The sequence below is a fragment of the Kitasatospora sp. NPDC056531 genome, assembly GCF_042794375.1.
In the GTDB taxonomy this organism is placed as follows: Bacteria; Actinomycetota; Actinomycetes; order Streptomycetales; family Streptomycetaceae; genus Kitasatospora.
Window position 1 is genome coordinate 1 of the sequence record NZ_JBHTTU010000082.1, and the last position, 21,020, is coordinate 21,020.

The following is a 21,020-nucleotide window of genomic DNA, read 5'->3' on the forward strand; positions in this document are numbered from 1 at the left end:
GAACCACGTTGGGGGAGGTGTATTGCGCCCTCCCCCGCCCTCCCCGTCCCCGCTGCCCGGCGGACGTCCGGTCCGTCACCCGGGCGCCCCCTACGAGCCTGGCCGGGCCCCGAACCTTCCGCAAAGGATTCGGTCCTCGCCGAACTGTCTTGCGGCCCCGGCGGTTCCGGGACGACGATCGGGACCGTGCTGCGAATCTTCTTCGGTAGGGACGACCTGGAACGCCTCCGGGTGGCCGCGCGTCCGGACATGTCGATGGAGCTGTCACTGAGCGTGCACGCCCTGGTCAGCGGGCACCGCGATCCGCGCTTCAAGCCCTGGCGGGACCGGCTGCGGGCCTCCTGGAACCCGCGCACCGCGCTGCTCTTCGACCTCTACACCCGCTCTGCGATCCCGGAGTTCCTCACCGTCCGCCGCGACCCCGGCGCGACCGAGAGCGCCACTGCCGAGGCGCCCGAGGAGCCGCTCCGCGAGCACCTGCGATCGGTCGGCGGGGAACGGCAGTTGAGCGCCTTCGCCCGGGGTGTGGCGGCGGGGGACCTACGGGCCAGGAAGCTGCTCGGCAACGTCACCGCCGAGTACCAGACCCGGGCGATCGACCCCTACCGGCGGCAGATCGAGACCATCGTCACCACCGAGCACGGCCTCCGCCGCAGGATCACCGAGCCGGACCGGGTGCTGCGCTCGCTGCACCCGGCGATCTCCTGGCACAGCCCGGTACTCACCCTCCCGCTGGTCGGCGACTGCCGGCACGACCTGCGGCTGGACGGTCGCGGACTGCTGCTCCAGCCCTGCGTGTTCGGCGTCCGCCGCCCCGTCATCGCCCGCTTCGAGGACCCGGGGCAGCAGCCCGTCCTCCTCTACCCAGCCAGGATCAACGGCCCCTTGCTCGCCGAAGCCGAACCCACCCCCAGCCGCACCCTCACCGCCCTGCTCGGCCAGACCCGGGCCGCCGCCCTGGAGACGATCGCCGACCACGGCCCGTGCTCCACCAAGGACTTGGCCGCCCTGCTCGGCATCTCCACCGCCTCCGCGAGCGAACACGCCACCGTCCTCGCCGAATCCGGCCTCACCGCCAAGGAGCGCGACGGCCGCACCGTCACCCACCGGCCCACTCCGCTCGGCCACGCCCTCCTGGCCGGCCGGCTTCCCGCGCCCCCGGCCGCTCCCTAGCCTCAGACGTTCGCCGGCAGGTTCGGCGCGACCCGGGGCTGCCGGGGCAGCGGCAGCGTCAGCGCCTCCCGTGAGGTGGTCGGCAGCGCCAGCGCCGAGGCGGTCTCGGCCGGGAGGGGGCGCAGGCCCAGCAGCGCGGTGGTCAGACGTGTGGTGGCGCGGTGCCAGTCGGGGATGCGCTGGAGCATCGCGTGGCCGCTGCCGGTGACGGTGTAGCCGCAGACGCGGGCGCCGGCGGCGCGGCTGCGGGCGGCGAAGGCGTGGGTGTCGGCGGGCGGGGTGACGGTGTCGCGGTCGCCGTGCAGCAGCAGGACGTCGCGGCCTGCCAGGTGGTCGCAGGGGTCCTCGGCGGGGCACCAGGGGGCGAGGGCGACCAGGCCGGTGACGCAGGGATGGCCGCCGGCCCGCAGGGCGGCGCGGCCTCCCATGGAGTGGCCGATCAGGACGGTCGGCACCGGGCCGAGCAGCGCGGCCGCCTCGTCGAGGGCGGCCAGGGCGTCCCGGGCGGCGTCGGCGCGTTCGCCGTTCCAGCCGCGGTGGCGGTAACGGACGGTGCCGACGGCGATCCCGGCGCCCGCGGTGTCCCGGCCCAGCGAGCGAAGGAAGCCGCGCATCCGCAGCAGCGGCAGGTTGAGGTGGCCCGGTCGGGCGAGGTTGTGCTCCTCGCCACCGTGCAGGACGAGGACGGCGGCCCGGGCCCCGGAAGGCCGCACCTGCCATCGCAGCACCCGGTGTGCGGCCGCACGGTCGTCCGTACCGCTGTCCGTACCGCTTCCGATCACCTGCGCACCGTCCCGCCACATGACCCGTCCCTCCGGACCGCCACTGTACGCGTGCGGACGGCCGGACCGTTCACCCGACGGAACCATCCCGGACAACCGGGCGTGCTCAGAACCGGTAGCGGAGCTCAGCCCGCCAGCAGGCCCTGCTGGCGCACCAGCCAGCAGATCGCGGTCAGCCTGGCGACGGCGAAGTCGTAGCCCACCGGCTCCCGCCAGCCGATCTCGGCCAGCGCGTCCAGGAAGCCGAGCGCGTAGTCCGCCAGTTCCTCACGGTCCAGGGGCCGGGGCGCCAGCTCCGGCCCCTGCGCGTACAGCAGCTCCCGCACCATCGCCGCGTGCTGGTCGACCGCCGCGACGAAGCCGGGCTCGAAGGCGAACTCGGCCAGCCGGGGCGTGAAGGAGGCCACGATGCCGGGAAGCGGGCAGCCGGCCGGCCCGTCGGAGGAGGGCCGGAACGATTCGTCGGGGGTCGCGAACATCCGTCCAAGGTAGGCGAACCGGCGAGTGGGCAAGCCGACCCGTGACGGTTCCGTGCTGAGACCTTGGCCACCTTCGGAACGTTCCGTGGCATGGCCGGTTCCGTGCGCTCACGGCCGGGTGGTCTGTACCAGAATGGCCCGCATGGATCTCCGCATCTTCACCGAGCCCCAGCAGGGCGCGAGCTACGACACCCTCCTGAAGGTCGCCCGCACCGCCGAGGACCTCGGCGTCTTCAGCGCCTTCTTCCGCTCCGACCACTACCTGAAGATGGGCGACGCCGACGGCCTGCCCGGCCCCACCGACGCCTGGATCACCCTGGCCGGCCTCGCCCGCGAGACCAGCACCATCCGCCTCGGCACCCTGATGACCGCCGCCACGTTCCGGCTGCCGGGCGTCACCGCGATCCAGGTCGCCCAGGTGGACGCGATGAGCGGTGGCCGGGTCGAGTTCGGCCTCGGCGCCGGCTGGTACGAGGCCGAGCACACCGCCTACGGCATCCCCTTCCCCAAGGAGAAGTTCGGGCGGCTGGAGGAGCAGCTCGAGATCATCACCGGGCTGTGGAGGACCAAGCCCGGCGACACCTTCGACTTCTCCGGCGAGTACTACACCCTCACCGACTCGCCCGCGCTGCCCAAGCCCGCCCAGGAGCGCATCCCGGTGTTGGTCGGCGGTTACGGCCCGAAGCGCACCCCGGCGCTGGCCGCGCGCTTCGCCGACGAGTTCAACCTGCCGTTCGCCTCGGTGGAGGACACCGCCGCCCAGTTCGGCCGGGTCCGCGAGGCCGCCGAGCGGGCCGGGCGCCCGGCCGACGAGCTGGTCTACTCCAACGCCCTGGTCGTCTGCGTCGGCCGGGACGACGCGGAGGTGGCCCGCCGGGCCGCCGCGATCGGCCGCGAGGTCGACGAGCTGAAGGCCAACGGCCTGGCCGGTACCCCGGAGGAGGTCGCGGAGAAGATCGGCCGGTACGCGGCGGTCGGCAGCGAGCGGGTCTACCTCCAGGTGCTCGACCTGGCCGACCTGGACCACCTGGAGCTGATCGCCTCCCGGGTCGCCCCGCAGCTGGGCTAGGGCCTGTCCTACGGGTCTTCGCCGGGTCCGACAAGACCCACAGGCAGGCCCGGCTGCCCGCACCGGCCCTCCGTACCCGCCCTGACCACGGGTCTTTACTCGTTCTTGGGAATGCGCCATGCTCCTGGGGAGGAACCAGGAAACGGTGGGGGGAGGGCCGGTGGCCGGAACGCGAACAGCGCGGGCGGCGGTGCCCACGGTGCCGCCGCCCCGCACCGCCGACGGCCGGGCGATCCGAGCCGGCCTGCACGAACTGCGCGGCCCCGGCCCGGCCGCCCTGCACTACCCCGCCGGCGACCTGCTGGTGGTCACCGGACTGCCCGGCAGCGGCAAGAGCACCCTGATGCGCCGCAGCGTCCGCGCCCCGCTGGTCGACTCCCAGCAGGTCCGCGAGGAGTACGCGGCCCGGCTGCCCGGTAGCCTCCCGTACGCGCTCTACCGCCCGCTCGCCCGGCTCGCCCACTACCGGCGGCTGCGCCGCGCCGTCCTGGACGGCGGGCCGCTCGCCGTGCACGACTGCGGCACGCTCCCCTTCGTCCGGGCCTGGCTCACCCGTGCCACCGCCCGGCAGGGCCGCCGGGTGCACCTGCTGCTGCTCGACGCCGACCCGGCCGAGGCCCGGGCCGGCCAGCGGCGGCGCGGACGCGGCGTCTCCCGCTACGCCTTCGCCCGGCACCGGGCCGCCGCCGACCGGCTGCGCCGACTGCTGCTCGGGGCCGGGCGGCCGCCCACGGGCTGTGCGTCGGCCGTGGTACTCGACCGGGCCGCCGCGCGCGCCCTGCGGGAGATCGACTTCACAGCGTCGTAGTCTCGGCGAGTCCGCGCCGGGCACCGCCGGCGGGCTTTCGTCGGGGGCTGCGCCCGGTGGTCAGCGGCCGGTCGTCGACGGGCGGGCGCGTGGCGCGGGCGACACCCGGTCACCTTCCTTTCCCGTCAGGAGCGCTGATGCGCCGTACTGCCCGGGCGCGCTCGCGTGCCCCCCGCCTGTTCCCCTGCGCCGCCGCGCTGGTCGCCGCCGCCGGACTGAGCCAGCTCGCGGCCCCGGCCCCGCACCACGCGGTGGCCGCCGCGGCGGCCTGCGACGGCACCGACGCCGCCGCCCGCAAGCCGGTCGGCAGCCGGGCGGGGAAGGACCCGAACGCCGTCGGCGCCGCCGAGGCCCGGGCGATGCAGGCGGACCTGGACGACCGGCTCGCCAAGCTCGGCTCCGCCCACGTCCCGCTCGCCGCCGTCCCGACCACCGTCCCGGTGTACGTCCACGTGATCCACGCCGGGGACGCCGGGCGGCTGGACCAGCGCGTCGTCGCCGCCCAGATCGACCACCTCAACGCCACCTACGGCGGCCAGGGCGCGGGCAACACCCCCACCCAGTTCCATTTCGAGCTGGCCGGCACCGACTGGACCGACAACGCCGCCTGGTACAACGGCATGACCCCGGGCACCCCCACCGAGCAGGCGATGAAGACCGCCCTGCGCAAGGGCGACCAGGGCACCCTCAACCTCTACACCGCCCACCTCGGGCAGTCCCTGCTCGGCTGGTCGACCTTCCCGAACGTCTACCGCTCGAACCCCACCGACGACGGCGTGGTCGTCCTCGACGACTCCCTGCCCGGCGGCCCCATCGCCCACTACAACGAGGGCAACACCGCCACCCACGAGATCGGCCACTGGCTCGGCCTCTTCCACACCTTCCAGGGCGGCTGCCTGCCCCCGGGCGACTACGTGGACGACACCCCGCCCGAGCGCACGCCCGGCTACGGCTGCCCCGAGGGCCGCCACAGCTGCCCGGGCTCCGCGCTCGACCCGATCCACAACTTCATGGACTACAGCTACGACTCCTGCATGAGCCAGTTCACCCCGGGCCAGGCCAAACGGATGGCGAACTCCTGGGCCGCCTACCGCAGGTGAGTCAGCAGGAGACGTCGAGGTAGAGCAGCGTCCGGCCGCCGGTGGCACGGAACTCGTACGCCCGGTGGTCCTCGACCGAGGCCTTCCGCCAGGCGGCCGGGCGCTCCTCGGGTGCCAGCAGCACCGGGACCAGGGCGTCCGGGAAGTCCTCGTGCCAGCCGTCCCAGGCGCCCAGCGTCATCTCGTCGGCGCCGACCGCCAGCCGCTTGGCCAGCCGGCGCTCCACCGGGCCCCGGGCCAGGCGCCAGTAGCAACCGTCGGCGTCCAGGAAGCCGCCCGCCGAGACCGGGTGCTCGCGACTCCCGCTCCCGTGCGCCCCCTTCGGTGGCAGGGTGGCGAGGACCTCGGCGAAGCCACCGGTACGGCGGCGCGGCTTGCTCGGCATCCGGTGATGGTTCCAGGCGCGCCGGGCCGTCGCACCCGAATTTGAATGCGGAATGCCGCATACGGCGCGGCAACTACCGACCATTTGTCCGATTTGATCTATGTTTGGCGGGTTGGTGCCGAGTAGGAGCAACCGAAGGAGACACGGCATGACTGCCAACCCCCGGATCGTCGTCGGTGTGGACGGCTCGCCCGCCTCGGAGCAGGCGCTGCGCTGGGCGGTCGACTACGCCAATGCCGTCGGCGGGACCATCGACGCGATCTCCGCCTGGGAGTACCCGGCCTTCTACGGCTGGGGCGGGACGAGAGTGCCGGCCGAGGTCTACAACCCGGAGGAGCTCGCCGGCAAGACCCTCTCCGAGAGCGTCGCCAAGGTGGTCGGCGACGACCCGGGCGTGCGGATCAGCGAGAGCGTGATGCCCGGCAACGCGGCCGGGGCCCTGCTCCAGGCCGCCAAGGGCGCCGCGCTGCTGGTCGTCGGCAGCCGCGGCCGCGGCGGCTTCTCCGGCGTACTGCTCGGCTCGGTCAGCCGCCACGTCACCGAGCACGCGCCCTGCCCGGTGGTCGTGGTCCGCGAGGGCCAGGTCGCCGCCGAGTCCGAGTAGCGCCCAGGGCCGGCCGGCAGCCAGGGGTGGCACCGCGCCGGGCCGCCACACGGCCCAGAATGGAGTCATGCCAGAAGGTGACTCCATCTACCGCGTGGCGGCCCGGCTGCACGAGGCCCTCGCCGGGCAGCTGCTGACCAGCGCCGAGCTGCGGGTGCCCGCGCACGCCACCGCCGTCCTCGCCGGCCGCCGGGTGCTGGAGGTCCGCCCGCGCGGCAAACACCTGCTCACCCGCCTCGAAGGCGGGCTCACCCTGCACACCCACCTGCGGATGGACGGCCGCTGGGAGGTCTACCGCCCCGGCGAGCGCTGGACCGGCGGCCCGGCCCGGCAGATCCGCGCCGTCCTCGACACCGAGCGGGGCACCGCCGTCGGCTACCGGCTGCCCGTCGTCGAGCTGCTGCGCACCACCGACGAGCGGCGGGCCGTCGGCCACCTCGGCCCCGACCTGCTCGGCCCCGACTGGGATCCGGTCGAGGCCGTCCGCCGACTCCTCGCCCACCCCGGCCGCCCGCTCGTCGAGGCCCTGCTCGACCAGCGCAACCTGGCCGGGATCGGCAACGTCTACGCCAACGAGCTGTGCTTCACGGCCGGCCTGACGCCGTGGACCGCGATCGGCGAACTCCCGCACCCCGACCGGCTGGTGGAACGTGCCCGGCAGATGCTGGAGGCCAACAAGCTGCGCCCCGGCCACATCACCACCGGCGACACCCGGCCGGGCTACCAGCACTGGGTGTACGGCCGGGCCGGACGGCCCTGCCCGCGCTGCGTCACGCCCGTCCGGTCGGGACGTCAGGGCGAACCCCCACGGGACCGGATGGTGTTCTGGTGCCCCTACTGCCAGCGCGGCCCGGCCCCGGCGGGCAGGGCCTGACCGGCGGACCCCTGCCCGGTCCGCGGCGGGATCCGCCGGTCGGGCCCTACTGCCGCTCGACCAGGGCGGGGTGGCGCGGGTCGTCCACCCGCACGGTGACGTCGGCGGAGTCGGCGGGGCCGGTCTCCGCCTCGTAGCGGGCGAAGGCGGGCAGCGTCCACTGCTGGTCGGCCGGGGTGCGGCGGGCCAGCGCGGCCGGGGTGAGCGCCAGATGGACGGTCAGCTCCAGCGGCAGCCAGCGGCCGAGCAGCAAGGCGCCGTCCAGCACCAGCACGCCCCCGGGCGGGAGCCGGGTGTACGGGGCGCGGGTGGAGCGGTCGGTGACCGGGTCGCGCAGCGAGGGCAGCACCCGGCCGCTGCCGCCCGGCTCCAGCGGGTCCAGCACCTCGCGCAGCAGGGCGCCGTCGTCCAGCCAGAGGTCGTGGAAGGCGTCCGCGTCGTGGTGGCCGTACTCCAGCCGGATCGAGGCCGGGCGCAGGAAGTCCGCCGCGGACACGCGCAGCGCGGGGCGGCCGCGCAGCCGCAACGGCTCGACCAGGGCGTCGGCCAGCACCTCGGGCCGGGCGGGCCCGGCGCCGTCCACGGCGACCCGCAGCCAGCGCTCGCCGGCGCCGGGCAGCGCGGTGATGCGGTCGGCGAGCAGTTCGGCCAGCTTGTCGGGGGAGATCGGGCGTACCTGCATCAGGCCATCCTGCCGCGTCGTCCCGTCCGCAGGACAGGCCCTGGCTAGGACAGCGGGAGGGCGTGCAGGATGTCGTCGTGGCCGGCGTAGAGGTGGTTTCCGTCGGCGGTGACGGTCCAGACGTCCCGGCCCGGGCCGGAGTCGTTGAAGGTCCATGCCGGCACGCCGGTCGCGGTGTCGATCGCGCTGACCCCACCCGCCGCCGGGCCCGGGACGTACAGCGTGCCGCCGGCGACCAGCGGACGGGTGCGTCGGTCCAGCAGGAACGGCAGTCGGTAGGACCAGAGCACCGCGCCGGTGCCCGCGTCGTGGCAGGTGACGAGGCCGTTGTCGCGCGGGACGAGCACCCGGACGCCGTCCGGGACGGGCGGCAAGGCCCGCCAGGACTCGTCCCGGGCCGGGGAGTGGGTCCAGCGCGGCTCGCCGCCGGGGCCCAGCATGTGCACGCCGCCGTTGCCGTCCGGGACGAGGAAGCCCTCCTCGCCGGCGGCGCACCAGCGCAGGCCTTCGGCGCCGGGGGCGGTCCACAGCTCGCGGCCGGTGGCGGCGTCCCGGACCACCAGCTCGGCGCGGTCGCCCACGGAGCGGGTGCAGGCCAGCAGGTGGGCAGTGCCACTGGTGGCGGGGGTGACCGGCTGCTCCTGGTGGTCTCCGGCGACGGACCAGAGCAGGGTGCGTGATCCGAGCTGAAGGGCGAAGACCCGGCTGCTCGGCACCTTGCCGTCCGCGCCGGGCCAGCCCCAGGCGCAGCCGTAGAGGACGCCGGCGTCCATACAGGTGAGCATGAGCCCGCCCGGTAGCTCATCGGGCAGTGGCACGCTCCAGTCAGCGGTGGGGTCGGTGAGGTGGTGGGCGTCCAGGTGGCCCCGGGAGGTGGCCGAATAGAGGTATTCGCGTCCGACCGCGACCTTCGTGGCGGGCACGTCGACGTCGCTCGGCCAGTTCGGGGGCGGCGGCGGGTCGAAGACCAGCAGCCGCCGGGGGCCGCCGTCGGCCGGGTCGAGCACCTGGAGCCCGGCCTTGGACAGGAACACCGGGCGGCCCGGCGGGGCGACGAGCCGCTCGGGGGTCATCGCCTGCGCGCCCCGGTACGTCCACAGCGGGGTCGGCCCGGACAGCGCGGTCGGCGGCGGCTTCGTCGGCTCCGGCACCGGCCGGTCGGAGCCCGAGCCCGCGAACGCCCACGCCGCCCCGCCGACCGCCAGCAGCCCGGCCCCGGTCAGCAGTCCGCGCCGACTCAGCCGGGGCCCGTCCCCGCCCGCGCCGATCACGTCCCCGGGCGCCTCGGCCGCGCCGTCCGCCTCCCCGTCCCACTGCCACGACTGCTCCCGGGCGGCCCCCTCGGACGACGCCGACTGCATCCCGCTCTCGCTTCCACCCCCGGCGGCCTCGGCGCCGCCACCCGCCGGGAGGATATCGAACAGTCCCCGAACCATCCGGCGTGCCGTCGCCGCTGTACTAGGCTGTGGCACACAGCACAAGCCCGCGCAGGAGACCGGGGAGGTACGCCGTGACGGCCGAGATGATCGCACCCGAGTGGATGCACCGGCAGATCACCAGTGAGGAGTACGACTCCTGGACCGAGGAGCAGTGCGCGGGCATCGAGATCGTCGACGGGATGGTCGTTGTGAGTCCGAGCGCCACCATTCTCCACAACCGGCTCGCGCGGTTCCTGGCGAATGCTCTGGACCAGGCGGGCGGTGAGGAGTGGAACGCCGACACCGACTTCGACGTGCGGCTGCAGGACGTGCCGCTCAACAACCGTCGGCCCGACGTGGTGGTCTACCGCAGGGACGCCGTCCACGAGACCCCGGCCAGACCGAGCAACGTGCTGTTGCTGGTTGAGGTGGTCTCGCCAGGCTCGGAAACCACCGACCGGCTGGTGAAGCTCGACCAGTACGCCAAGGCGGGCATCCCCTTCTACTGGCGGGTCGAGCAGGTGGTGGGCCGGACGCCGGTCGTCCACACCTACCTGCTGGACGCCGAGAACCGGTCGTACCGGGCGGGCGAGGTGTTCACCGGGCTGGTGAAGGCCGCAGTGCCGTACCCGGTGGAGGTCGACCTCACCGAGCCGTAGATCTTCACCCTCCCGGCGGATGGGTCGCGACGGCGGTACGGACGTCCGTGCCGGTGTACCCGCGCCACCGGGGCTCGCCTTGACACGGTTCCGGGCCGGACGTAGCAAGGGAGCATGCGCCATCCGCATGCGACCGGCGCGGCCGCTGAGCCGGTCCGCGAGACGGTCCCGGAAACGCTGCCGGAACCGGTCCTGGACACGGCTCCGGAGGCGGTCTGCGAGCGGGACGCGCTGCTGGCGGAGGCCGTCCGCAGGGTGCTGGGGTCCACCGGGGCGTACGGGGCGATGGCGTACCTGCGTTCGCGGGACCGCCGGTCGCTGGTGCTCTGCACCCTCGCGGGGGTGCCGCTGTCGATCATGAGCTCGTTCCGGCGGGTCGCCGCCGCCGGGCCGCTGCCGGTAGCGGTCTGCTTCCGGACCGGCCGGACCATCGCGCTGGCCGACACCGAGGACACCATGCGGCGCTTCCCGCAGCTCGCGGTCGGCCTGCCGTACGACTTCGTCTCGGCCTGCGTGCCGGTGGGGCACGGCGGGGAGCGGTTCGGGGTGCTCAGTGTGCTGTGGCCGGCCTCGGACGAGGGGGTGCCGGAGCAGGCGGCCGGTCAGCTGGACGTGATCGCCTCCCGACTCGCCGCCGGGCTGGCCGGGTTGGCCCGATCCGGGCAGCCGGTCGAGCCGGCCGGGGACGCCGCCGTGGTGGAGCTTCCGCCGCCGGCGGTGCCCAGTACGAGGGTCGGGCTGTTCGACTGGAACACGGCCACCGGCGCGCTCGCCGCCGACGCGGTGTTCCGGGAGATCTTCGGCTTCGCGCCCGGCGAGTTCGACGGCACGGTGGGCTGTCTGACCCGCCGGATCGCCCCCGGGGACGTGCCCGAGTTCCGGGCCGCCGCCCGCACCGCCCTGGAGTGCGGCGAGGTGCTGGCCGCCCGGGTTCGGGTGCTCGGGCCGGACGGCCGCCCGTACCCGGTGGAGCTGTGGGCCCGGGTGCCCGGCGCGATCCTCGACGGCCGGACCCACCTGGTCGGCGCCGTCCTGGACGTCCGGACCCTCACCGCCGCCGCGGCCGCCGTCGAGCGGCTGCGCGAGGGCGTCTTCTCGCTCGACCCGGACGGCCTGATCACCTATGCCAACCGCGCCAGCGAGCCGCTGCTGCGGGCGAGCCGGGAGGAACTGGTCGGCCACCACCCCTGGGAGGTGCTGCCCTGGCTCACCGACCCCGTCTACGAGAACCGCTACCGCGCGGCCCTGATCTCCCAGCAGCCCACCGCCTTCCTCGCCGCCCGCCCGCCGGACGGCTGGCTCGCCTTCTCGCTCTACCCCGACATCCACGGCGTCACCGCCCGGGTGGTCGCCGCCGAGGCCCCACCGGGTGCGGCCGAACCGCCCGCCGCCCCGCCGCCCACGACCACCGGCGTGGGCGGCACCCACCACCTGCTCCAGCTCGCCAGCGCGCTCACCGAGGCGGTCACCGTGCGCGACGTGTGCCGGGCGGTGGCCGAGGAGATCCTCCCGGCCTTCGGCGGCCAGGAGCTCGCCATCTACGGGGTGCGCGAGCAGCGGCTGCACCTGGTCTCCCAGTCCGGCTACCCGGACGGCTTCCTGGACGGCTTCGAGGGCACCCCGCTCGACGCCCGCGTGCCCGGCGCCGAGACGCTCAGCACCGGCACCCCGATCTTCTTCGAGTCGGTGCGCGAGCTCGCCACCGCCTACCCCGGTCTGGCCCTGGACGAAATGGGCGCCTGGGCCTTCCTGCCGCTGATCGCCTCCGGGCGCCCGGTCGGCAGCTGCATCCTCGGCTTCGACCTCCCACACCAGTTCACCGCCGAGGAGCGCGGCCTGCTCACCGGCCTCAGCGGCTTCATCGCCCAGGCCCTGGAGCGCGCCCGGCTCTACGACGCCGAGTTCGCCCTGGCTCGCGGCCTGCAGCAGGGCCTGCTGCCGCACCGCCTCCCGCAGGTGCCCGGCCTCCGGATCACCGCCCGCTACCTGCCCGGCACCCAGGGCATGGAGATCGGCGGTGACTGGTACGACGCGATCGTCACCGGCGCGGACCTCACCCTGGTGATCGGCGACGTCGAGGGCCACAGCGTCGGCGCCGCTGCCGCGATGGGCCAGCTGCGCAGCGCCGTGCGCGCCTTCGCCTGCGGCGGCGAGCCGCCCGACCAGGTGCTCGCCCGCACCAACCGGCTGCTGCTGGACCTCGACCCCGGGCTGCTCGCCAGCTGCTGCCTGGTCCGCCTCACCCCCGCCGACGGCACCGTCCGGATCGCCCGCGCCGGGCACCTGCCGCCGGTGCTGCGCCACCCGGACGGGCGGGCCGAGGCACTGTACGTCGCCGGCGGGCCGCTGCTGGGCGTGGACGAGGAGGCGGCGTACCCGGTCAGCGAGCTGCGGCTGCGGCCCGGTTCGCTGCTCGCCCTCTACACGGACGGACTGGTGGAGGACCCGGCGGTGGCGATCGACCAGGGGGTGGACCGGTTGCGCGCCGCGCTGGACCGCGGCCGGGTCGAGGAGGAAATAGAGGAGCTGGCCGAGCGGCTGCTGCGCGAGGTCGGCTCGACCGGGCGGGTGGACGACGTGGCGCTGCTGCTCACGGCCTGCGGATCGGCGACTTTCGTCGGTGCGGAGGGCGACGAAGGGTGACCGCGGGCGCGGTGGCCGCCCGGTTAGCCTCGACGGGTGGAAGCGATCGCGCGGGCCTGGTCGAGGGCGGTACGGACGGCGCTGCCCGGGCCCTGGCCCCGGCGGCGGGTGGTGGGCGAGGCCGTGCAGGCCCTGTTCATGGGTGTGGTCGCCGGCCTGCTGGAGGCGGTCGGCCGTGCCGGTCTGGCGGTCCCCTTCGGGATCGCCGTCGCGGTGCTGTGGGTGCTGCGTCGGGGGTTCCCGGCCACCGTGCTGGTGCTGGCCGGGGCGATGACCGGCTGGTCGTTCGGGCCCTTGCCGATGCTGGTCTGCGCGGGCTGGGCCGCCGGGGCGCGGATCCGCCGGGTCGGGCGGCTGCTCGGCTCCTTCGTGCTGAGCTATCTGCTGTTCACCGTGACCGGGACGCTGAAGGACGGCGCCCTGGTCTCGCCCAAGCTGATCATCGGCCTGTCGCTCGGCATGTTCCTGGTCTTCGTCGTCCTGCCCGCGCTCTACGGCCGCTACCGGGCGCAGCGCCGCGCCCTGCTGGACGCGCTGCGCGAGCGCAACGACCAGCTGGTGCGCGAGCGGGCGATGGTGGTGCACCAGGCGCGGCTGCGCGAGAGGCACCGGATCGCCCAGGACATGCACGACAGCCTGGGCCACCAGCTCGCGCTGATCTCCGTGCACTCGGGCGCGCTGGAGGTGGACCGCACCCTCACCGACCGGCAGCGGGAGGCGGTCGGCGTGCTGCGGCAGGCGGCGGTCGCGGCGATGCGCGAACTGCGCGAGGTGGTCGGGGTGCTGCACGACGAGTCGACGGCACTGCCGCCGACGGTCGGAGCGCAGGGCGCGGCGCCGGTCCGCGGCGGGGTGGACGGGATCGCGGAGCTGGTGGGGTCCTCCCGGGCGGCCGGGACGGAGGTGGCCTACTCGACCGAGGGCGAGCGGCGCCCGCTGGCGGCCGTGGTCGACAACGCGGCGTACCGGATCGTGCAGGAGGCGCTCACCAACGCGCACAAACACGCCCCCGGCGCGCCGATCGCCGTCGCGCTCCGGTACGAGCCGGACGCGCTGGTGGTCGAGGTCACCAACCCCCGCGCGCCGGAGCTCGTCGGCGCACGCGCCGGCGCGGGGTCGGTCGTCAGCGGCGGGCAGGGGCTGACCGGGCTGCGGGAGCGCGCCCGATTGGTCGGCGGCATGGTGCACGCCGGGGCGACACCCGAGGAGGGCTTCCGCCTGGCGGCCGTCCTCCCGTACGAGGGGGCGGAGAGCGAGGGGGCCGCCGCCCTGGTCGGCGAGGAGGACTGGGTCCTCGACGGTCTGCCGCCGGCCGAGGGGATGGGCGACGGGCGGCGCAGCCCGGCGATCGGCTGCGCGGCCGGGGTCGGCGCGGTCGCGCTGACCGTGCTGGGCCTGCTGATCTGGGGTGTGGTCGCCTTCGTCCAGGGCAGCGGGGACGCGACGATGCAGAAGCCGGTGTTCGACCGGATCACGGTCGGTACCGCGGAGCCGGAGGTGCTGCACGAGTTGCCGGCCGGCAACGGCTTCTTCACCGACAACTACAAGGGGACCGGCCCGGCGATCCCGGAGGGTTCGCACTGCCGGTGGTTCCTCCTCGACGGGGAGCCCGGGGTCGCCTGGGACGAGGACCACGTGGCGCGGTTCTGCTTCAAGGACGGTGCGCTGGTGGACAAGCAGGAGTACGTGAGCAAGGGCTGAGCGGTCGGCCGCCCGGGCGCCGCGGGGGCGGGTTCGGGCCGGGGCCGGGCGGGATGTGAGGATGGTGCGGCAGGTGCAGCACCGTTCGAGGGGAATGACCACCAGTGATCCGAGTCCTCGTCGCCGACGACGAGCCGCTCATCCGGGCCGGGATAAGGATGATCCTGGGTTCGGCCGACGACATCGAGGTGGTCGCGGAGGCCGCCGACGGCCGGGAGGCACTGGAGCTGGCCCGGGCGCACCGGGTGGACGTGGTGCTGCTGGACATCCAGATGCCGGTGATGGACGGGCTGACGGCGCTCGGGGAGCTGGCGAGGGTCGCACCCGGCGCACGGGCGATCATCCTCACCACCTTCGGGGAGCGCGAGAACGTCCTGCGCGCCGTGACCGCGGGCGGCGCCGGATTCCTGCTCAAGGACACCGCCCCGAACGAGCTGATCCAGGCTGTCCGGGCGGCGGCCAGCGGCAACGCCTTCCTCTCCCCGGCGGCCACCCGGCACATCGTCGACTCGCTGGCCTCCGGCCGCAGCGGCTCGGCGGCCGCCCGCAGCGAGCGGGCCCGGCGTCGGCTGGAGGTGCTCACCGGGCGCGAGCTGGAGGTGTTGGCGCTGCTCGGCGAGGGTCTGTCCAACGCGGACGCGGGGGCGCGGATCCACATGAGCGAGGCGACGGTGAAGACGTACGTCAGCCGGATCCTGGCCAAGCTGGGCTGCGAGAACCGGGTCCAGGCGGCGTTGCTGGCGCGGGACGCGGAGCTCGACGGGCATAGCTGAACGCGTTGGCGTGGACACGCTGCGTGATGACTGTGGCGGATCCCATTCAATCGGGTTTCCGAATCGGGAACTCCGGATGAACTCGTGACGGTCTGTCAGTTTCTCGTCGCGCTGCGTGGATGGTGTGCCGGAGTTCACGGGCGGACAGATGTGAGTGAGGGCACGGAAGTTGATCGTTTGATCGCGAAAATGCGGTCAAACCCGGTCGAACCGGGCGCAGTTTCTTGATCGATACCGCCGGTAACAGTCAACTGACCTGCGATGACCAAGAATTGCTTGCTGTGCCCGGGATCTGCCCCCTAGCTTTCTTGGCGGCGCAACGAGCGCCACCCGGGTTCACCCCGACGCACTGCCCGCCGACTGACCCCCGGCGCGAGGGCGGTGCCCGCCGACCAGGCCGGCTCGAACAGGCCGTCGGCGAGCGGAGGTGGCCGGGGCGGCACGGCACGTCCGACACGTGCACGGCCGCCCGTCGAGCGAGGTAAGCGCGACCGACCTGCCCATGTCCCGGGCCTGGTTCCGCCTGCCCGCCCGGGGCTTGTCGAGAGGACTTTCATGACTTCCCGTCACGAGACCGCCGCTGCCACCGACACCACCGTCAGCACCAAGCGCAACCGCGTTCGGATGGCGGTCGTCGCGGGTGCCGCCGTCGCGGCCCTGCCGGTGGCCGGCCTCGTCACGGCCACCTCGGCCTCTGCCGCACCCTCCTCCGCCTGGGACGCCGTCGCCCAGTGCGAGAGCGGCGGCAACTGGAGCATCAGCACCGGCAACGGCTTCCACGGCGGACTGCAGTTCACCCCGTCCACCTGGGCCGCGTACGGCGGGACCGCGTACGCCGCCCAGGCCAACCAGGCGACCAAGGCGCAGCAGATCGCCGTCGCCGAGAAGGTGCTCGCCTCGCAGGGGCCGGGTGCCTGGCCCGTCTGCTCGCAGAAGGCGGGCCTGAGCAAGGGCGGCGCCCCGGCGGCCGTCGACACCTCGGCGGACAGCGGCGCCGCCGCGGCCAAGCCCGTCCAGCGGGCCGAGAAGCCCGCCGTGGCCCCCAAGGCGGCCCCGAAGGCCGCCCAGCCGGCCGCGCCCAAGGCCAAGCAGGCGCCGAAGGCCGCCAAGGGCCAGCCGTCCGCCAAGCCGGCCCAGTCCGCGCCGGTCGTGGAGAAGAACACCTCCGGCGGCAGCTACACCGTTCGCAGCGGTGACACGCTGAGCGACATCGCCGCCAAGTTCGGCGTCGCCACCGACAGCCTGTACAGCAAGAACGTCCGCACCATCGGCGGCAACCCGGACCTGATCTTCCCGGGGCAGACCCTGACCGTCTGACGCCTTCCCCCGTCCTGACGCCGCCTGAGCGGCCACCCCTGCGCGGGGTGGCCGCTCAGGCGCGTTCGCGGCTCCCGCGCGCCGGGTCCGTGCGTCGGGCTCCCCGCCGGGCTCCCCGTCGTGGGTTCCCGCGCCGGACTTCGCGGGCCGGATTTCCGCGCCGGTAGGGTCGAATGATGGCTCGACTCATCAGCGACAGCGAGCTCGCGGCCGGCTCCGTGGTGGCCAACAGCACCATGACCCGCGAGCGCGGGCTCGGCGGCGTGAACAGCCACACCCGCGAGCTCGGCTTCGACCCGTCGGCCGGGCCGAACTGGACCGGGCAGCCGGCGGTCGGGTCGTACTACCGGGGGCGCACGGAGTCGTAGTTGAACGTTGAACGCAACGTCTGAATACCGCCGGAATCGGGGAGGGCTTCGGTCGAGGATTGCTTCATGTCCGAGACCGGAACAAGGAGTTCTGTAGATATGACGATGAACGGTACAGCGGCGCTCGACGGCAAGGTCGCCCTGGTGACCGGCGGCAGCCGGGGGATCGGAGCGGCGGTCGCGCTGCGGCTGGCCGAGGACGGTGCCGACGTGGTGCTGACCTACCAGGGCGCGGCCGACCGGGCCGAGGAGGTAGTCGCGAAGATCGGCGCGATGGGTCGGACCGGCTGGGCCGTCCGGGCGGACAGCGCCGACCCGGAGGCGGTGCGTGCCGCGGTGGCGGCGGCCGCCGAGCGGTTCGGTCGGCTGGACATCCTGGTGAACAACGCGGGCGTCGGCGCCGGAGGGCCGATCGAGGAGATGACGCTGGACGAGATCGACCGGGTGCTGGACGTGAACGTCCGGGCGCCCTACCTGTTCGCGCAGGCGGCGGCCGCCCACCTGGCGGACGGGGGACGGATCGTCAGCATCGGCAGCTGCATCGCGCAGCGCGTCGTCTTCTCCGGCAGCACTCTCTACGCGACCAGCAAGGCCGCGCTGATCGGTCTCACCAAGGCGCTGGCCAGGGAACTCGGTCCGCGCGGGATCACCGTCAACCTGGTCCACCCGGGCCCGATCGACACCGACATGAACCCGGCCGGCGGCGAGTCCGCCGACTTCCAGCGCGGCTTCACCGCGCTCGGCCGCTACGGCACGGCGGCGGAGGTGGCGGCCGCCGTCGCCTACCTGGTCGGCGACGAGGGCCGGTACGTCAGCGGCGCGGAGCTCGCGGTGGACGGCGGGTTCGCGGCCTGACGGTCGGTCGGAAGCGGTCGGGGTCGGCCCGGGGGCCGGTGTCGTGCCGGGCGGTCGTCGGCGCACGCGCTTACGATCACCCGGCACGACCCGTGCCCCCCTTCCCGACAGAGAGGTGTGCCATGACCGTCGTGGACGACCCGATCGAGCTGCTCGCCCGGGCCCTCGCGCAGACCGCCGGTCTGATCGACGGCACCGGCGTCGAACTGGCCGGGCACTCGACCCCCTGCCGGTCCTGGGACGTCGGCGACCTGATCAGCCATCTGCTGTTCGACCTACGGCAGTTCACCGTGCGGGCGCAGGGCGGGCAGCCGGACTGGTCGCAGCCGTTCGAGCGGGTGGAGGAGGACTGGCTGCACGCCTTCGAGGCCGGCGCGGAGCGGCTGGTCGAGGCCTGGCGCGAGGCCGGGGACCTCACCGGGACGCTGGAGGTCCCCGGCGTCGGCGCCCTCCCGGCGCGCTTCCCGGTGGACCAGCAGGTCGCCGAATTCGCCGTCCATGCCTGGGACTTGGCCAGGGCCACCAGCCAGTCCGCGGACGGCCTGGACCACGAGGTCGCGGCCGCCGCCCTCACCTGGGCCCGCGGCGCGCTCAAACCCGGGTACCGCGGTGAGGAGTCCGACCACCACGCCGTCGGCCCCGAGGTCCCCGCCCCGGCGGACGCCCCGCCGTACGACCGGCTCGCCGCCTTCTTCGGCCGCGACCCTTGGGCGGGCTCCGCTTCGTGACGGCCGGCCGCGACCCCGGGTCAGCGTAGGACGGCCAGGACGGCGCCCCACTGGGAGGTGGTTCGGCCGACGGCGATGCAGTGCTCGGCGTCGGCCGCGATCCGGTGCGCGGTGGTGAGGCGGTAGGACGAGAGCTGGAGGACCGGCAGGGTGGTCCAGCCGGTGCCGAACTCGGGGGCGGTGCCGGTGTTGCTGCCGACCGCGCTCACCAGGAGGTCGCCCCGCTCGCAGGTGATGGCGGTTGCCGTGGTGGTGAAGTCGGTGCCACCGGCGTCGCCGGAGGCGCGGGTGACGGCCCGGACGGTGGTGACGCCCCGGAACTCGTCCACGGTTACGTGGTACTCGCCGGCGCGCGGGTAGTCGGCACGGATCGAGTCGGCGGTGGTCAGCGCGGTGGCGCCGAAGGCGGCGAGGACGAGCACCCGGTGGCGCAGCGAGTCGGTGACGTCCCCGAGGACCTGGAACCGGTCGCCGCGACTGTCGGTGACCTTGACCGGGCCGGGGCAGGTGCCGGTCAGCATCATCGCGACGACCAGGGTGTCCCCCGGGGTGACCGCGACGCGCACGGGGAGCGCGAGTCGCGTACCGGAGACGGCCTGTTGGTCGTAGGCGGTCCGGGCGATCCAGGACCGGCTCCCGGTGCTCGGGGTCGCGCCGTCCGGTGCGGGCGTCGGTTGCGGGTCGGGGGTGTCCGGTTCGGCGGACGGACAGTTCCGCGCGTCGGGCTGGGCGGCCGGCGCGCGAACCGCGAGCAGGCCCAGCGTGCCGAGGACGCCGAGCACCAGGCCGACGAGCAGGCTGAGCGCATGGGTCCAGATGCGTCGGCGGCGCGGGTGCGGTACGGCGGACGGAAACGAGGGCGCGGGCGGTGCCGACGGCACGGCCGGGGGACGGGACGGCCGCGGTTCCGGGTTCGACGTCACCGCAGGTACGGGCAGTACCGGGTCGGTGGGCGGCTCCCCGTTCACCGCCGCGCTCCAACGGCGCTGCCACTCCTCCTCGTTGCCGCCGCAGGCCTGGACGAAGGCCCTGGTGGTGGCCCAGGACGGGAGTCGCGAGCCGCAGGCGGCCTCGTAGAGCGTGGTGTGCGAGATCGAGCCGGCCGTCCTGGCCATGGTGCGGAACGAGGGCTGGCCCGCGTCCAGCCGGAGGGTGCGCAGCTCACCCGCGAAGCTCTCGGCGGCGGTGGGCGAGGGTGCCCTTTGCCCGGGTCGCGGGTCACGTGCGTGCTCCGCCATGACGCCCCCTGTTGTCAGATGTCAGATCCCTTGGTGGCGCTGCTTGCTTGTTGCGTACAGATCATAGCGGCGCGTGACGGTGGCGATCAGAGGTCTGGCAACTTTCCTCGGGGGATGACGCGTTCGGGGTGGTCCGTCGCCAGTGCCAACTGTTGTCAGATCTCGGCGGCCCGTATCGAACACCACGGCCCGTCGGGTCAGCTGGCACCGCCGTCCACGTCAGACGGCGGTACAACGGTTCGACAGGAAGGGAGAACTGACATGGTCAAGAGCCTGCGCGGCAGGATCGGGCGGCGCGGGGCGACCGCGGTGGCCACGGTGGTGCTGGCGGCCGGCGGGGTCGGCCTTTCGGCGGGCGAGGCGTCCGCCTACGGGTGGGTCACCATCGGCGGCCCGATCCCCATCGGCCAGGGGGTGGGCGTCTACGCGCAGCCGACCACCATGTCGCAGAAGGTCACGGGAGACCTGCACTACGGGGACTCCGTCGACGTGGTCTGCTGGACCAGGGGTGGGGACGTCAACAACGGTGCCAACGTCTGGTACCAGGTGGACGCCGCGCACTCCGCCTACTACGGCGACTGGCACGGGGTCGGCTACGTCTACGGCTACTACGTGGACGGCGGCTTCGTGTGGCACCAAGGCGCCGTGCCGGAGTGCTGAGGTCCCGCTGAACCGCAAGTGCCCCCGTCCACCGGACGGGTGCACATCGTGTTGTCAGCTGTCAGACGGCCTGTTCGGGCTTGCGGCCGGTGCTGTCAGCTGTTGTCAGTTCCTGTCAGGCGGTACCGAACACCGGCGGTGATCGGGTCAGCTGGCTCCGCCGTCGAGGTCAACGGAACGGCATCGAAGCGGTTCGACCGGACAGGAGAATCGGCATGGTCAAGGGCATCCTCAAGAAGATCGGGCGCCGGGGCGGCACCGCGGTGGCTGCGGTGGCGCTGGCGGCGGCCGGGGTCGGCCTGTCGGCAGGCGACGCGAACGCCGTGGGTTGGTACTACCTCAACAACCACCCGACCGGTCACGGGGTGGGCGTGTACTCGCAGCCGTACTCGTGGTCGGCCAAGGTCGCCGGCGACCTGTGGTCGACCGCGTCGTCCGGGGACGCGGTCGACATGGTGTGCTGGACCCGCGGCGAGGACATCAACAACGGCGGCAACGTCTGGTACCAGGTGACCACCGTGTACTCCGCCAGCTACGGCTACCACGGCCAGACGGCCTACGTGTATGGGGCCTACACCGACGGCAACTGGAACTTCCACGTGCCGACCATCCCGGCGTGCTGATCCTGCGCTGACGCGGGGGGGGGGGGGGGGCGAGGGGGGGGGAGGAGACGCCACCCAACCAGTTCGGAGGGCCCCCGGAAG

General features: G+C 74.1%; 22 protein-coding genes. 16 read left to right on the plus strand and 6 right to left on the minus strand.

Annotation, left to right across the window (positions count from 1 at the left end; translation table 11 throughout):
• Positions 1–186: 186 nt before the first annotated feature.
• A complete protein-coding gene (locus tag ACFQ87_RS36435) occupies positions 187–1,173 on the plus strand; it encodes an ArsR/SmtB family transcription factor (protein ID WP_380615220.1) in 987 nt (328 codons plus the stop codon).
• 2 nt (positions 1,174–1,175) lie between these two features.
• On the opposite strand, the gene ACFQ87_RS36440 is transcribed toward ACFQ87_RS36435, so the two are convergent.
• Both ACFQ87_RS36440 and ACFQ87_RS36445 read right to left on the minus strand, forming a co-directional pair.
• Positions 1,176–1,955 (minus strand): alpha/beta hydrolase, encoded by a 780-nt coding sequence (locus ACFQ87_RS36440; RefSeq protein ID WP_380615221.1) that lies wholly within the window; start codon positions 1,953–1,955, stop codon positions 1,176–1,178.
• Positions 1,956–2,080: 125 nt separating this feature from the next.
• Complete coding sequence (locus tag ACFQ87_RS36445) at positions 2,081–2,434, minus strand: DUF6401 family natural product biosynthesis protein (RefSeq protein ID WP_380615222.1); 354 nt, start codon at positions 2,432–2,434, stop codon at positions 2,081–2,083.
• Positions 2,435–2,576: 142 nt separating this feature from the next.
• Between ACFQ87_RS36445 and ACFQ87_RS36450 the strand changes: the two genes are divergently transcribed.
• The 3 genes from ACFQ87_RS36450 to ACFQ87_RS36460 all read left to right on the plus strand — a co-directional run bounded on the left by ACFQ87_RS36450 (position 2,577) and on the right by ACFQ87_RS36460 (position 5,411).
• A complete protein-coding gene (locus ACFQ87_RS36450; RefSeq protein ID WP_380615223.1) occupies positions 2,577–3,503 on the plus strand; it encodes an LLM class F420-dependent oxidoreductase in 927 nt (308 codons plus the stop codon).
• A gap of 160 nt (positions 3,504–3,663) precedes the next feature.
• The gene (locus tag ACFQ87_RS36455; RefSeq protein ID WP_380615224.1) at positions 3,664–4,311 is read left to right on the plus strand and encodes an AAA family ATPase; all 648 of its coding nucleotides are present in this window, start codon (positions 3,664–3,666) and stop codon (positions 4,309–4,311) included.
• Between the two features lie 137 nt (positions 4,312–4,448).
• Entirely contained in the window at positions 4,449–5,411 is a 963-nt protein-coding gene (locus ACFQ87_RS36460) for a zinc metalloprotease (RefSeq protein WP_380615225.1), read from the plus strand.
• Position 5,412: 1 nt separating this feature from the next.
• On the opposite strand, the gene ACFQ87_RS36465 is transcribed toward ACFQ87_RS36460, so the two are convergent.
• The gene (locus tag ACFQ87_RS36465) at positions 5,413–5,796 is read right to left on the minus strand and encodes a hypothetical protein (protein ID WP_380615226.1); all 384 of its coding nucleotides are present in this window, start codon (positions 5,794–5,796) and stop codon (positions 5,413–5,415) included.
• Between the two features lie 148 nt (positions 5,797–5,944).
• Between ACFQ87_RS36465 and ACFQ87_RS36470 the strand changes: the two genes are divergently transcribed.
• Together ACFQ87_RS36470 and ACFQ87_RS36475 are read left to right on the plus strand one after the other, a co-directional pair.
• Positions 5,945–6,400 carry a universal stress protein gene (locus tag ACFQ87_RS36470; RefSeq protein WP_380615227.1) on the plus strand — a complete coding sequence of 152 codons (456 nt, stop codon included), beginning with the start codon at positions 5,945–5,947 and terminating at the stop codon, positions 6,398–6,400.
• 67 nt (positions 6,401–6,467) lie between these two features.
• The gene (locus ACFQ87_RS36475; protein WP_380615228.1) at positions 6,468–7,274 is read left to right on the plus strand and encodes a DNA-formamidopyrimidine glycosylase family protein; all 807 of its coding nucleotides are present in this window, start codon (positions 6,468–6,470) and stop codon (positions 7,272–7,274) included.
• Between the two features lie 46 nt (positions 7,275–7,320).
• Here ACFQ87_RS36475 and ACFQ87_RS36480 read toward each other — a convergent pair whose 3' ends face one another.
• Entirely contained in the window at positions 7,321–7,956 is a 636-nt protein-coding gene (locus ACFQ87_RS36480) for a uridine kinase (protein ID WP_380615229.1), read from the minus strand.
• A 44-nt stretch (positions 7,957–8,000) separates the two neighbouring features.
• Entirely contained in the window at positions 8,001–9,392 is a 1,392-nt protein-coding gene (locus ACFQ87_RS36485; RefSeq protein WP_380615230.1) for a PQQ-binding-like beta-propeller repeat protein, read from the minus strand.
• Positions 9,393–9,466: 74 nt separating this feature from the next.
• Between ACFQ87_RS36485 and ACFQ87_RS36490 the strand changes: the two genes are divergently transcribed.
• From ACFQ87_RS36490 to ACFQ87_RS36525, 8 genes are all read left to right on the plus strand, one after another.
• Positions 9,467–10,033, plus strand: a complete 567-nt coding sequence (locus tag ACFQ87_RS36490) for a Uma2 family endonuclease (RefSeq protein ID WP_380615231.1) — start codon at positions 9,467–9,469, stop codon at positions 10,031–10,033.
• 114 nt (positions 10,034–10,147) lie between these two features.
• Positions 10,148–12,676: a SpoIIE family protein phosphatase gene (locus ACFQ87_RS36495; RefSeq protein WP_380615232.1), complete on the plus strand. Its 2,529-nt coding sequence runs from the start codon at positions 10,148–10,150 to the stop codon at positions 12,674–12,676.
• A 36-nt stretch (positions 12,677–12,712) separates the two neighbouring features.
• On the plus strand, positions 12,713–14,377 hold the full coding sequence (locus tag ACFQ87_RS36500) for a sensor histidine kinase (protein ID WP_380615233.1): 1,665 nt from the start codon (positions 12,713–12,715) through the stop codon (positions 14,375–14,377).
• Between the two features lie 104 nt (positions 14,378–14,481).
• On the plus strand, positions 14,482–15,150 hold the full coding sequence (locus ACFQ87_RS36505; protein WP_380615234.1) for a response regulator: 669 nt from the start codon (positions 14,482–14,484) through the stop codon (positions 15,148–15,150).
• A gap of 555 nt (positions 15,151–15,705) precedes the next feature.
• On the plus strand, positions 15,706–16,467 hold the full coding sequence (locus ACFQ87_RS36510) for a transglycosylase family protein (RefSeq protein WP_380615235.1): 762 nt from the start codon (positions 15,706–15,708) through the stop codon (positions 16,465–16,467).
• A gap of 176 nt (positions 16,468–16,643) precedes the next feature.
• Entirely contained in the window at positions 16,644–16,835 is a 192-nt protein-coding gene (locus ACFQ87_RS36515) for a hypothetical protein (protein ID WP_380615236.1), read from the plus strand.
• A 99-nt stretch (positions 16,836–16,934) separates the two neighbouring features.
• Positions 16,935–17,690, plus strand: a complete 756-nt coding sequence (locus tag ACFQ87_RS36520; protein WP_380615237.1) for an SDR family oxidoreductase — start codon at positions 16,935–16,937, stop codon at positions 17,688–17,690.
• Positions 17,691–17,812: 122 nt separating this feature from the next.
• Positions 17,813–18,418, plus strand: a complete 606-nt coding sequence (locus ACFQ87_RS36525; RefSeq protein WP_380615238.1) for a TIGR03086 family metal-binding protein — start codon at positions 17,813–17,815, stop codon at positions 18,416–18,418.
• 20 nt (positions 18,419–18,438) lie between these two features.
• Here ACFQ87_RS36525 and ACFQ87_RS36530 read toward each other — a convergent pair whose 3' ends face one another.
• Positions 18,439–19,656 (minus strand): hypothetical protein, encoded by a 1,218-nt coding sequence (locus tag ACFQ87_RS36530; protein ID WP_380615239.1) that lies wholly within the window; start codon positions 19,654–19,656, stop codon positions 18,439–18,441.
• Positions 19,657–19,917: 261 nt separating this feature from the next.
• Between ACFQ87_RS36530 and ACFQ87_RS36535 the strand changes: the two genes are divergently transcribed.
• Together ACFQ87_RS36535 and ACFQ87_RS36540 are read left to right on the plus strand one after the other, a co-directional pair.
• Positions 19,918–20,316, plus strand: coding sequence for a hypothetical protein (locus tag ACFQ87_RS36535; protein ID WP_380615240.1), 399 nt, complete (start codon positions 19,918–19,920; stop codon positions 20,314–20,316).
• Between the two features lie 215 nt (positions 20,317–20,531).
• Positions 20,532–20,939, plus strand: a complete 408-nt coding sequence (locus ACFQ87_RS36540) for a hypothetical protein (protein ID WP_380615241.1) — start codon at positions 20,532–20,534, stop codon at positions 20,937–20,939.
• The last annotated feature ends 81 nt before the right edge of the window (positions 20,940–21,020 follow it).